This window comes from Rhodococcus sp. PvR099 (genome assembly GCF_017833315.1).
In the GTDB taxonomy this organism is placed as follows: domain Bacteria; phylum Actinomycetota; class Actinomycetes; order Mycobacteriales; family Mycobacteriaceae; genus Rhodococcus_G; species Rhodococcus_G oryzae.
On record NZ_JAFIBV010000001.1, the window covers coordinates 4,074,538 to 4,086,705 of the forward strand.

Consider the following 12,168-nt stretch of genomic DNA (forward strand, 5'->3'; position numbering starts at 1 on the left):
CTGCGAGCATGGTCGAATGGAGCAACCGTCCGCTGAACATGCCTTTGCCACTCTTCTCGGTGAGAGTGCTGTTCCGCTACTGAAGGAGCAGGGGTTCCGGAAGCGAAAGCTGACTTTCACGCGGGAGCGGGATGGTCTTGTCGACGTCGTCAACCTGCAGCGGTCGGCGGGGAACAGCCACGAGTCGATCCGGTTCTACGTCAACTGCGGTGTCTACTCGGTGGAGTTCGACCGGGTCATCGGACGGACACCCCAGCAGCGACCGTCCGAGGTCGACTGCCAGTACCGGCGCCGGATCGAGAGCATCGCGACCGGGATCGGGCCGCACGTGACCGTACACGCCGACACCGACGTTCCCGCGGCCGCCGACGAGCTCCGCGCGGCACTCACCAGTGCGTTGGCTGTGATGGGTCAGCTTCGCGGCCCCGACGATATCGCCCAGTCCGTGGGGTCTGACATCGACTTCGACGTCCTCCGCTATCGACTCGCCACCCGCGACGAGTCCGGTGCGCGCGAGCAGTACATCAGAGCGCGGTCCCGTTTCGGTGCGGAGGACCGCTGGCCGCGCCTCGAGGAGCAGTTCCGAAAAGCGGCGGACTCCTACGACGTGGCCATCCTCGACCGCGAACGAGGGTAGGGAGCGGTAGGCCAGCGCCTGTGCTCGGCGTCCATGACGTACACGTGGGTGTGCCGGTAGAGACGCTCCCCCACGCGGACGGCGTCGGCCAGCCGGGCGTCGTCGATGGTCCCGGCCTCGTGCAGGTGGGTGATCTCCGCCGGGTCATGACGCGGCCACATCCGAGCGGCCACGGTGATCCCGATGCCTGCGATCACGGCCAGCGTCATCCAGGTGGTGGTGAGACCGGCGGCGGTCAGCCACCCTGCGATCGGGTAGGTGAGCAGCCAGGCCAGGTGCGACAGCGAGAACTGGGCGGCGAAGAGCGCGGGCCGGTCGGCGGGTTGCGACGAGCGCCGCAGTACCTGCCCGGTCGGGGTGAGCACCGCCGCGGTACCCGCGCCGACCACGGCCCACACCGCGATCGCCGCGCCCCAGCGCCAGTCGCCCGCATCGGCGACCGACAGGGCGACAGCTGCTCCGAGTCCCGCGATCAGGGTGGCGGCACCGGTCAACATCACCGGCCGGGCGCCGAGGCGGTCGAGGAATCGCGGTAGCGACAACGCGACGAGCATCGTGCCGAACCCATTGGCGGCCAGGAGCATTGCGACTCCAGACTGGGTACCGCCGAGCGTGTCGCGGACGTAGTTGACCGTGTTGACCATGATCACCGAACCCGCGGCGGCGACCACCAGGTTCAGGCCGAGTAGACCGTGTAGCCGTGGCGTGGCGGCGAAGATCCGCATGCCCACCGCGATCCGGTCCCGGAAGGTGTCCGCGGTGGCGGAACGGGCGTTCGGGATGCGGGTCGCGATCACCAGGACGGCCGATACCGCGAATCCGATTGCGGTGCCGACGAACAACCAGTGGAAGCTGATGAGGGTCAGGACCGCGGCGGCCAGCATCGGGCTCAGCAGGGTCTCCATCGTCGCGGCGAGCTGTGCGGCCGAGAGCGCTCTGGTGTACTCGCGCTCGTCCGGCAGGATGTCGGGGATGATCGCCTGGTAGGTGGGGGTGTACGCGGCCGAGGCGGTTTGCAGCACCGCGATCAGCACATAGATCTGCCAGATCTGGTCGATGAACGGCAGTGCCAGCACGACCGCGGCGCGAATAAGGTTGAGCTCGACCAGGAAGAGCCGGCGGGGAAAGCGGTCGGCGTAGGCGGCGACTATCGGCGCGACCGTGACGTACACGAACATCTTGATTGTCAGCGCGGTGCCCAGCACGGCGGCCGCGTCCGCACCGGCGAGCTCATAGGAGAGCAGTCCCAGTGCGACGGTGGTCAAACCCGTACCGAACAGTGCCGACACCTGGGCGATGAACAGTCGCAGGTAGTCGCGGTTGGTGAACAGAGATGTGATCAACGGCTTTCGCATCGCGAACACTTTCTTCGAATGTCTGAAATGGGCGGGGGTGGGTCACGGGTTCGTCGACAACGGCAGGTGCACATGGGTCCTCCTCCGGGGGATGGTGCTTCAGTGCTGGTGGGCGGTGGCCACGAGGGTGAACGCCGCGGTGCGGACGGTGTCGCCGTGCTTGAAATCGAGGAAGAGTCGGTAGGTGCCGGGGCCGGGTACCGCGGTGTGGAAGGTGATGTCGGGTCCGGGAGCAGTGACCCCATCGCCGGGTTCGCCGTTCGGGTGAACGTGGATGTAGGCCAGGTCACCGGCTCGGAGCACCACCAGGTGGCCAAAGGTGGCCAGGTAGGGCTGCAGATCGGTGACCGGCCGGCCGTCCTTGCGCACGGTGAGCGTCAGCAGTTCGCCGTCTCCGGGAGCGAGATCCCCGTCGAGGGTGACCTCGTAGCCGTCGACGACCGCGGTACGAGTCTCGCTCGGGGTCGGTTGCGGATCATAGGTGCCCGCGACGGCGAGATCCGCGCCCAGCGTGATCGTCCGCCCGAGCAGCGTGGGCGAGATGTCGGTGAACACGCGGTAGGACCCAGCCTCCGGCAGGTTCAGTCGAACCGACCAGGTGCCGTCGGCCGCGAGTTCGGGGTGCACGTGCCAGAACCCGGTCAGCTCGCGCTGCACCACGATCAGGTGCAGGTCACGGTCATGGATCGGGGTGTAATCGGTGACCGGTCGGCCGTCCGGGCCGAGGACGCGGAACCGGAAGTCGACGTCGCCCCGGCCGACGATGGTCTCGGCGAGGTCGAGTGTGTATCCGTCCTGTGTGATCTGGAGACCTCCGGGCCCGCTCGCGCCGTGACCGTGGTGGTCGGCCGGGGTGTGGTGTGCGTGGGCGGTGTGGTCGCCCTCGCCGTGGCCGGCGTGCGCCGCGGCCGCCGGATGCCCGTGGTGGTGGTGAGCAGTGTGATCGGCGTGCGCAGCCTGGTGGTCGCCATGCGTGTTGGTGCTCATGTCTCGGCCTCTCGTCGTGTGGTGTTCCGTCGACCAAGTTAGTACCCCCCGGGGGTATGCGCAAGGAGGCAAAGTGTGGCGCAGGTCATATGGGAAGCTATCGCGGATCGCGGATCGGAGCCGGCCGGACGAGGTCAGCCCGCCTGACGCTGACTCCGGTCCGCCCTGAATCGGGGCGGAGCGGAGCCTTCGGGTGGGATCGGCGGCGTCACCAGCTACGTGCCTCGCCCGGGTGCGGGTGCCCGCCCATCGAGGCGGTGATCACCGCCACCGGTGTTCGCGACGCGTACAGGTTTGCGCGTTCCTGCGGGGTCAGGTTGCGCCGGCCCCACAGTCGGGTTGCCGCGCGTCGAATCGTGTGCAGCATCGCGGACTCGCGTGCCGACGAAATAGGTTGCGTGATAACAAAAGCCACGGTCTTCTCCTGTCGGAGGAGTCGGTCCCACGGCAGAGGCGATGCAGGTCCGTCGAGTTGACGCCGTGCCGGAACTCGGCCGAGGCAACTGGAGTGCTCACGACGAGGCCGGGATCGGGCTACCGAGGCGTCAGGTCGCAGAAGGCTGATGCTGCGCCGGGGCCGGTTCGGAACGAAATGAAAGTCCTACACGGATACGGACTATCGCTGATACTCACTGCGTTCCTCACCTCCTCGCAGACAGGACGCACGCGGGCGTCGACTCGCACACGGGGAGGGCGCCGGGACGACAACTGTCCCGGTCGGGCACCCCTCTCGTCAGAGCTTCGGCACTGCATGACGTGTCCCGATACGATCGAGAAGCCACTTGGGATAGACCCTTAATCCGGGAATACCTGTCCTAACCTTGGGCGTCTGTCGACGTCGTCAGATCAGTGGCCTGTGTTCATGCAGGAGCCTCGCCTAGCGAGGTGCTTACGCCGACCATGGTGCCGACACCCGCGATATATGTCAAACCGCAAGCGCGACGGTGCACCAAGATCATTCCGATTGCGGAAAATATTGCTGCGAAATGTATTTCGATTCTTGCTTGTTCAATTCTACAGTTGCACAACAATATTTGGATCAACACAGCGCCTGAAGCGTGCGCCGGTGCGTCGTGCAGAGCGGTGATCTGTGGCACGCAGGTTGACATCCTCCGCCCGCAATGATTGCCTGTCGGCGCAGCACCTCGTTAGGTGAGGCGTCTGCACGAACACAGGCCACTGATCTCACGACGTCGAGAGACGCCCAAGGTCAGGACAGGTCTCCCCGGCTTAAGGGGTGACCCAAAGTGGCTTCCCGCAGTGGGGTGGGACACGTCGTGCAGTGCCAAAACTCGTACGTGGGGGTGTCGAATTCGGCAGCGCGACTCGTTCGTGTCGGTATTCACACGCGGTCGCGTCGCGACCTCGATCCTGCCCTTCTGTGCTGTGGAAACACCATCGCGGAGCTTCGTCCCCCTGGACGTGCCCGCATTCCGAACCCGGGAGGTGACCACCGTGGACGAACCGCCGAGTCGATATCCGGCCCCGCCCGGATTCCTCACCGCCGGTGTCCATCGCGCCCGCTAGTCGCGGACATCGCCGGACCTCCACGCGCGGCACCTTGCCGCGATCATGCTCGCGACAGTCATAGTCGCAGAGCCTATTTCGTCGTGCCCGAACACTAGCGAGTTCGTGCACGACCGAGAGATCTGTCATGTCAGAAACCAGTGTCTCGGCGCCACCGAGGCGTCCGGGCAATGCTGCCAAACGAAATAGTCAAGCTGTTCTCCCCGACCGTCAGATGGCGGCACTCGCCGGGATCACCCGCCTGCGTCAGCCGGGCGTGTATGCCGAACTGCACACCACTCCAAAGGGATTGAGAGCGGACCAGATCGACCCGCTGCGCCGCAGGCATGGCAGCAACGAGGTTCGCCACGACCGACCTGCGCCGGCAATTGTGCAATTCCTCGCCACCTTCAAGAATCCGTTCATCCTGATCCTGCTGTTCATAGGCGTGATCATGTACATCACCGAGGTCTACCTGGCCGACCCCGAAGAGGGCCCCGACTACATGGGGATCAGCACGGTCGGCGTGATGATCCTGGTCAGCGTGTCGTTGCGGTTCTGGCAGGAGTACCGGTCGGGGCGGGCCTCTGAGGCGCTCAAGGCGATGGTGAGCACCACGGTCTCCACCACCCGCCAGATGGGCGACACGGTGGTGACCGCCGAGATCCCCATCGAGCAGTTGGTGCCAGGGGACGTCGTCCAGCTGGCTGCCGGCGACATGATCCCCGCGGACATGCGGGTCGTGCGCGCCAAGGATCTGCAGGTCAACCACGCGATGCTCACCGGCGAGTCGAGGTCCGCGGAGAAGACGGGCGATCCGGTGGCCGGACTCGAACCCGATCGGATCCTCGAGGCCGGGAACCTCGCGTTCATGGGCACCTCGGTGGTGTCCGGCTCGGGGACCGCGGTCGTCGTCCACACCGGGGACGACACCTACTTCGGCGCGATGACCGAGGGGCTGGGCACCAGCCGTCCCGAGACCAGCTTCGACATCGGGGTGAAGAAGGTCAGCTTCTTGCTGATCCGCTTCATGGTCATCATGGTGCCTGCGGTCTTCATCATCAACGGGCTCACCAAGGACTGGAGCCAGGCGCTGCTGTTCGGTGTCGCGACCGCGGTCGGGCTGACGCCGGAGATGCTTCCGCTGATCGTCACCGCCAACCTTGCCAAGGGCGCGCTGTACATGTCGCGGCACAAGGTGATCATCAAGCAGCTCAATGCCATTCAGAACTTCGGTGCGATGGACGTGCTGTGCACGGACAAGACGGGAACTCTCACCGAGGACCGAATCGTGCTGGAGGAGCACCTGGACACGGCCGGCAGGCTCAGTGCCGACACGCTGCGTCTGGCCACGATGAATTCGGTGTTCCAGACCGGGCTGCGCAATCTCCTCGATGGCGCCGTCGTCGAGGCCGCGGGCCCGGACCTGGTCGAGCGGATCCGCCGCGAGCACGGCCTGGTCGACGAGATCCCGTTCGACTTCGCTCGCCGGCGGATGTCTGTGGTCGTCAACGACGGCGACGCCGACCTGATCATCATGAAGGGCGCCGTCGAGGAGGTGCTCTCCGTGTGCACCTCGGTCGAGATGAACGGCGCAACCCACGAGCTGACGCCGGGCCTGCTCTCGGCCCTCGACCGGCTCGTCGCCGAGCAGAACGGGCTTGGCAAGCGGGTCCTGGCCCTCGCCACCCGGCGTCTGCCGGCTGCCCCGGGCGGTGCCATGCGCGACTACTCGACGGCGGACGAGACCGAGATGACGATCGTCGGCTTCCTGACGTTCCTCGACCCGCCGAAGGACTCGGCCGCCGCCGCGATCGAAGCGCTTCGGGCCCACGGGACCGCGGTGAAGGTTGTCACCGGCGACAACGAGCTGGTCGCCGAGACCGTCTGCGGGAAGGTGGGTCTCGATGTCGGGTCCATCATCACCGGCGACGAGATCGACCGATTGGATGATGACGGCCTCGATGCGATCGTCGGAGAGACCACGGTCTTCGCGAAGACCAACCCGCTTCAGAAGGCACGGATCGTGGACGCGCTCAAGCGGAATGGACACACCGTCGGATTCCTCGGCGACGGGGTCAATGACGCACCGGCCCTGCGCACCGCGGACGTCGGCATCTCGGTGGACACCGCCGCCGACATCGCCCGCGAGTCCGCCGACATCATCCTGCTCGAGAAGGACCTCGGTGTGCTCGAGCGGGGCGTAGTCGAGGGGCGCCGCACCTTCGGCAACATCCTCAAGTACATCAAGATGACCGCCAGCTCGAACTTCGGCAACATGTTCTCGGTCCTCGTCGCGAGCGCACTGCTTCCGTTCATCCCGATGATCCCGGCCGTGCTGCTGGTGCAGAACCTCGTCTACGACATGGCGATGCTGACGATCCCGTGGGACAAGGTGGACCGCGAGTTCGTCGAGAAGCCGCGCAAGTGGGAGACCCGCAGCCTGACCCGGTTCATGGTCTTCATCGGTCCCATCAGTTCGATCTTCGACATCACCACGTTCGCGCTGATGTGGTTCGTCTTCGCCGCGAACACCCCCGAGCAGGCCGCGCTGTTCCAGTCCGGGTGGTTCATCGAATCCATCATCTCGCAGACGCTGATCGTGCACATCATCCGGACGGGACGTATTCCGTTCATCCAGTCGAGGGCGTCTCTGCCGGTCCTGATCTCCACCGGGCTCGTCTGCGTCTTCGGATTGGTGTTCCCGTTCATCGGATGGGGTCAGGCGCTGGGCCTGGTTCCGCTGCCGTGGTCCTACTTCCCGTGGCTGATTCTGACGCTGACCGCGTACTGCGTGCTCACCCAGGGCGTCAAGGTCTGGTTCATCCGCCGCTTCGGCGGCTGGCTGTGAGCCGCAACGGCCGTCGTGCCAACCCGACGCCCACGATGTCCCATCAATGTCCGTTCTGCGGACCGTCAAGAGGAAATTCATGAACACGAACAACTCTCGTGCGCGCCGTCTCGCCCACCGGGCAGGCGTCGGTGCCGCCGCAGCCATCGCGATCGGACTGATGTCCACCGGTGCCGCCCATGCCGACACCTTCGTGCCGCTGCCCGACGGGCAGAAGGCAGGTCCGGGTGCGGTCATCACCCGGACCGAGGAGAGCGCCCTGATCTCCCCGTCGCTGGCCGCCAACGGTGCCGGCCGCACCGCGTGGGTCTCGGGCACGGTCACCGCCGATGTCACCGGCGCCCCGGATGACGGCGAGGCCGGACCCTCGAACGGTGCGACCAACGGGAAAGGAACCAACAACTCGTCCACGCACGGGGTCTCCCGTGTCAGCACCGGCTACATCGTCGGGTGCCAGGTCGACATCACCGGCCTCGGCGGCTCCATCGGCGCAGGCATCGACCTCTCGGGACCGTCGGTCTCGGGGTCGCTGACCGTGCCGGTGTCCGCAGGCCAGGTCAAGTTCGTCGGTGTCGCGGGCAAGGACATCAAGAAGAACGGCAAGTACGCCGTGCAGTACCAGGACACCCAGATCGAGATCCAGAACTGCGGCGGCTACGCGCAGGCCCGCTCCTACACGGTGGTCGAGATCGTCGGCAACGACTACTCCAAGACCACCCTGTACGGCCAGCCCTTCAGCATCGGCTGACCCAGTCCCCGCCTGAACTCGATACCTGAACCCTCAGAGGAAAATTCATGAACTCCAGCAAGAACGGCCTGCGTCGCGGGCTGCGGATCTCCGCCGTCGGCGCGGCCGCCGCGATTGCGGTCGGCTTCTTCTCGGCGGGTGCGGCGAATGCCGACACCTTCGTCCCGTTGCCCGGCGGCACGATCACCAAGACTCTCGCGGACGGCACCGAGGTGACCGTCACCATGACCGATGAGTCGGCGACGGTGTCGCCGTCGATGGGGTCGACTCCCCTGCACCGCAACGTGTGGGTCTCGGGCTCGGCGAAGGTCGAGATCTCCGGCGGCTCCGGCGCCGAGGGCGGTTACATCGAGCCCGGCTACGTCGTGGCCTGCCAGCTCACCCTCGGCGGCGAGGCCGGAGCGGACGCCGGTATCGGGGCCGAGTGGACGGGCGCAGCCGAACCCACCGCAGGCGGCGCGGGCACCGTTTCGATCGGACCCGGCGAGGCCGCGAGCTTCCCGATCCTCGACCTCGAGTCCGCCGACGACTTCGGCGGCGAGTCGCACTCCGGCGAGCACTCCTTCGAGGGCGCCACCGGCAGCGTCACCTGGGCCGACTCCACCATGGGCGTCGAGGGCTGCGCCGGCTACGCGCAGGCCCGCTCCTACGTCAACGTCACCGTCGACACGGAGAACGTCAAGGGCACCGTCACCCTCTGGGGACAGCCCTTCAGCATCGGCTGACCGAACGGCGGGTTACGAACACGACCCCGGGGTGGGAGGCGATGCAGCTTCTACCCCGGAGTCGTGCGCTCAACCAAACAGGTGGTGCTCCAATGATTCTGGAGTTCAGGCGGTCGTCGCGACGAGTTGGCCCGCCCCGGACGGAATCGTATTCGGCTAGCATCGGGAGCATGCGTAGCGACCTGATGAAGAACGCGGAACGTAGTGGTGAGCCGGGGACTTTCGTGCTCCAGAACTCCCGAATGCTCAAGGTGGACCTGGCCGGAACGGGTGGGCACTTCCTCGCCCGCCAGGGGTCGATGGTCGCCTACCAGGGTGACGTCGATTTCGCCTATCAGGGCAGCGGCGGCCTCGGCAAACTGTTCAAGAAGGCACTCACCGGCGAGGGCATGTCGCTGATGAAGGTGTCCGGCAGCGGCGACGTCTTCCTCGCCCGCGACGCCGACGAGATCTTCCTGCTGGAACTCGAGGACGAGTCGGTGACCGTCAACGGGACGAATGTTCTCGCCTTCGAGAGCTCGCTGAGCTGGGACATCAATCGGGTCGAGGGTGCGTCGATGCTCAGCGGTGGGTTGTTCAACACCACCTTCAGCGGGCGCGGTGTGCTCGCGATCAACGTCTACGGCACGCCCGTGGTGCTGAACGTGGACACCCCCACGTTTGTCGACATGCAGAGCGCGGTGGTGTGGTCGACCGGGCTGCAGTCGACCATCCGCAAGACCGCGAAGATGTCCGCCGCGATCGGTCGCGGTTCGGGTGAGGCGTACCAGTTGTGTCTCACCGGCAACGGATTCGTCGTCGTGCAGGCCTCCGAGGGCCACCCCATCCCGCAGCACTGACCCGGACCTCCCGGTCGGCCGCGGCCCCGCCGTGCCGACCGGGAGATCGTGCTCAGGCGGCTGCATATCCCAGCGCAGCGGCGACGAGCACCGGCGCCAGGTACAGCAGTGGGAACGGGATGTGGGCGTGCGAGCGCGCCCGGATCACGGCGATGACCGCCCCCGCGAAGTAGAGGAACAGGCCGATCGTGGCCAGGACCCCGATCACCGGCACGAACAGGCCGACCAGCAGCCCCGCCGCCCCGGCGGCCTTGGCGGCGCCGAGCCACGGCCACCACGACTCGGGGACGCCGTAGTCGGTCAGGGCTTCCACGACCCATCCGGCGCGGAAGAAGACGGCGGCGGCCGAGTAGCCGACCCACGCTGCGGCCAGGATGGTGACGATGACAAAGGCGGTGTTCATCGGATTGTCTCCTCATCGGGTTCGAATGGACTCACCTCCATGACGGCCCCCACGCCGAGAATGTGACAGCGCCCGATGAACGAATTGCAAGGAGCCGACCGGCCATGAAGATGATCGCCGTCCCCGCGGGGGACGTCACCCTCTCGGATCGGCGGACCAGCCGCAGCTGGCGCGTCGATGTCGGTGCCTTCGAGATCGCCGCCACTCCCGTGACCCAGGGCGAGTACGCCGAGATGACCGGCGAGTGGCCCGGGGCGACCCGGGGTGCGCGACTGCCGGTCGAGGGCGTGTCGTGGTGGGACGCGATCACGTTCTGCAACACCATGTCCGAGCAGGCCGGCCTCGCCGCCACCTACCGCGTAGTCGATGACGACGTCACCTGGGACACAAGGGCCGACGGGTACCGGCTGCCGACCGAGGCCGAGTGGGAACGCGCCTGCCGGGCCGGGACGACCGGTCCGCGGCACGGACCCCTCGACGAGATCGCCTGGTATCGACAGAATTCCGACGGCGCGCCGCACGAGGTGGGTGGGAAGCAGCCGAACGCGTGGGGCCTGCACGACACCCTGGGCAATGTCTGGGAATGGTGCTGGGACCTCTACGACGCCGAGGTGTACGGAACCTATCGGGTGCTGCGCGGAGGCGGCTGGTTCGACGAGCACTGGAGCTGCCGGGCGTCAGCCCGGCGGCGGAGTCACCCCACCTACCGGATCGACGATGTCGGGTTTCGCGTCGCTCGCGGATAGCCGCGACGGCCCACCGAGAGCATCCTCGACGGAACTATCGACTCAGGCCTGCCCGGGCTTGAGCACGATGAACAGGCCGTGTGCCTCGGCGCAGAGCCGGTCGCCGTCGTGCATGGTGGCGCGCACGTAGACCTTGCGACCGTCCTGGCGCTCGGCCCAGGCGCGGACCGTCAACTCGGTGTCGAGCGGGGTGACGGATCGGTAGTCCACGGTGAGGGACGCGGTCCTGGTCACCGACCCCGCGTGCATCGCGGCGGCCATGCCGAGCAGGTCGTCGAAACCGACGGCCACCTGCCCGCCGTGCGCGGCATTGTTGCCGCCGAGGTGGTACGTGCGGAAGGTGATGCGGGCGTCGACGCCGCTCGCGTCGGCGTGATCGATCATGAAGGGCGGGAGGGTGATGTTCCCGCGACCGGGCAGATCGAACCTGGTCCATGTCGGCGCGGACCACTCGTTCACAACGGCGGCGTCCAGCTTGTCGTTGAGTTGCTTGAGCGCGCCGATCGTCTCCAGCGCCAGCTCGTCGGAGGGGCTGGCCAGCCGCGCGCGATCCATCAGGCCGCGCACCTGCTCGATGAACTCGCCGTAGTGCGGTCCACCCCGGGTGATGTCGGCACCCTGTTCCTCGCGGGCGTTGATCAGCTCGGACATCGGCCGGAACCCGCCCTCGTGATGCTCTTGATCGGGTAGCGAGTCGCCGACCTGCTGTTCGTTCATGAGAACACGTTATCGGTTGCCGGCGGAATGCCGGCCCAGCGGGTGCGTCAGCGTCGGTACGAGGTCAGCAGCGTGCGTGCCGTCGCGGCCAGGTCGGCGTCGAGCCACTGGGGCAGCTCGGCGGCGTTGGCGTGGCGGCGCAGCGCGGCGTACGGGAGGTCGACAACGGCACGGCTGACGGCGTCGATCTCCCGGTCGCCGTCCGTGCCGAGGAGGTCACGCGCCAGGCGCCGCAGGTGCTCGAACAACGGCGCGTTCATCCGGTCGAGGCGACTGCGGAACTCCGCATCGGGGCCGCCGTCGAGCAGATCGCTCGGACGCAGGTTGAGCAGAAGCTTTGCATCGTCGGGCAACTCGCGACCGAACCGGACGGCTGCCACCGCCATCGCGACGCCCGCCTCGACCGGGTCCTGGTCGCCCGCGACACCCATCACGCGCTCCTGGAAGCGGGCGAGCGCGCGCAACCACGCCTCGGTGAGGACGCCGTTGCGACTGCCGAAGCGGTGGTACAGCGTGCCGACGGGTGCGCCACTCGCCGCGGCGATCGCCGCGACGCCTGCCGCGCGGGGGCCGTCGGCGAGCACGAGTGCGCGTGCAGCGTCGAGGATCGCATCGGTGTCGTGCTTGCGGGGTGGTGCCACTACTAGTACGTTC

12 protein-coding genes and 2 riboswitches are annotated in these 12,168 nt (G+C 67.0%); of the genes, 6 read left to right on the top strand and 6 right to left on the bottom strand.

Going from position 1 to position 12,168, the window contains the following annotated elements; all coding sequences use genetic code 11:
* The first annotated feature begins 16 nt into the window (after window positions 1-16).
* Window positions 17-637, top strand: coding sequence for a DUF4304 domain-containing protein (locus JOE46_RS18745; protein WP_209928098.1), 621 nt, complete (start codon window positions 17-19; stop codon window positions 635-637).
* On the opposite strand, the gene JOE46_RS18750 is transcribed toward JOE46_RS18745, so the two are convergent.
* The 3 genes from JOE46_RS18750 to JOE46_RS18760 all read right to left on the bottom strand — a co-directional run bounded on the left by JOE46_RS18750 (window position 601) and on the right by JOE46_RS18760 (window position 3,394).
* Window positions 601-1,992, bottom strand: a complete 1,392-nt coding sequence (locus JOE46_RS18750; protein WP_245221107.1) for an MFS transporter — start codon at window positions 1,990-1,992, stop codon at window positions 601-603. The genes JOE46_RS18745 and JOE46_RS18750 overlap by 37 nt on opposite strands.
* 99 nt (window positions 1,993-2,091) lie before the next feature.
* Window positions 2,092-2,979 carry a hypothetical protein gene (locus tag JOE46_RS18755; RefSeq protein WP_209928099.1) on the bottom strand — a complete coding sequence of 296 codons (888 nt, stop codon included), beginning with the start codon at window positions 2,977-2,979 and terminating at the stop codon, window positions 2,092-2,094.
* A gap of 208 nt (window positions 2,980-3,187) precedes the next feature.
* Window positions 3,188-3,394 carry a hypothetical protein gene (locus JOE46_RS18760; protein ID WP_209929273.1) on the bottom strand — a complete coding sequence of 69 codons (207 nt, stop codon included), beginning with the start codon at window positions 3,392-3,394 and terminating at the stop codon, window positions 3,188-3,190.
* A gap of 303 nt (window positions 3,395-3,697) precedes the next feature.
* A riboswitch (M-box (ykoK) riboswitch) is annotated at window positions 3,698-3,871 on the bottom strand.
* 245 nt (window positions 3,872-4,116) lie between these two features.
* A riboswitch (M-box (ykoK) riboswitch) is annotated at window positions 4,117-4,290 on the top strand.
* Window positions 4,291-4,720: 430 nt separating this feature from the next.
* Between JOE46_RS18760 and mgtA the strand changes: the two genes are divergently transcribed.
* The 4 genes from mgtA (at window position 4,721) to JOE46_RS18780 (ending at window position 9,648) form a co-directional block, all read left to right on the top strand.
* Entirely contained in the window at window positions 4,721-7,336 is a 2,616-nt protein-coding gene (gene mgtA / locus JOE46_RS18765) for a magnesium-translocating P-type ATPase (RefSeq protein ID WP_245221108.1), read from the top strand.
* 79 nt (window positions 7,337-7,415) lie between these two features.
* The gene (locus JOE46_RS18770) at window positions 7,416-8,084 is read left to right on the top strand and encodes an MspA family porin (protein ID WP_209928102.1); all 669 of its coding nucleotides are present in this window, start codon (window positions 7,416-7,418) and stop codon (window positions 8,082-8,084) included.
* Window positions 8,085-8,131: 47 nt separating this feature from the next.
* The gene (locus tag JOE46_RS18775) at window positions 8,132-8,809 is read left to right on the top strand and encodes an MspA family porin (protein WP_209928103.1); all 678 of its coding nucleotides are present in this window, start codon (window positions 8,132-8,134) and stop codon (window positions 8,807-8,809) included.
* Between the two features lie 170 nt (window positions 8,810-8,979).
* A complete protein-coding gene (locus JOE46_RS18780) occupies window positions 8,980-9,648 on the top strand; it encodes an AIM24 family protein (RefSeq protein WP_077040034.1) in 669 nt (222 codons plus the stop codon).
* Window positions 9,649-9,700: 52 nt separating this feature from the next.
* Here JOE46_RS18780 and JOE46_RS18785 read toward each other — a convergent pair whose 3' ends face one another.
* Entirely contained in the window at window positions 9,701-10,051 is a 351-nt protein-coding gene (locus JOE46_RS18785; RefSeq protein ID WP_209928104.1) for a DoxX family protein, read from the bottom strand.
* 110 nt (window positions 10,052-10,161) lie between these two features.
* Between JOE46_RS18785 and JOE46_RS18790 the strand changes: the two genes are divergently transcribed.
* Complete coding sequence (locus JOE46_RS18790; protein ID WP_209929191.1) at window positions 10,162-10,797, top strand: SUMF1/EgtB/PvdO family nonheme iron enzyme; 636 nt, start codon at window positions 10,162-10,164, stop codon at window positions 10,795-10,797.
* 42 nt (window positions 10,798-10,839) lie between these two features.
* Here the strand turns inward: JOE46_RS18790 and JOE46_RS18795 are convergent, their stop codons facing one another.
* Both JOE46_RS18795 and JOE46_RS18800 read right to left on the bottom strand, forming a co-directional pair.
* Window positions 10,840-11,514 (bottom strand): PaaI family thioesterase, encoded by a 675-nt coding sequence (locus JOE46_RS18795; protein ID WP_209928105.1) that lies wholly within the window; start codon window positions 11,512-11,514, stop codon window positions 10,840-10,842.
* Between the two features lie 47 nt (window positions 11,515-11,561).
* On the bottom strand, window positions 11,562-12,155 hold the full coding sequence (locus JOE46_RS18800) for a TetR/AcrR family transcriptional regulator (protein ID WP_209928106.1): 594 nt from the start codon (window positions 12,153-12,155) through the stop codon (window positions 11,562-11,564).
* Window positions 12,156-12,168: the final 13 nt, after the last annotated feature.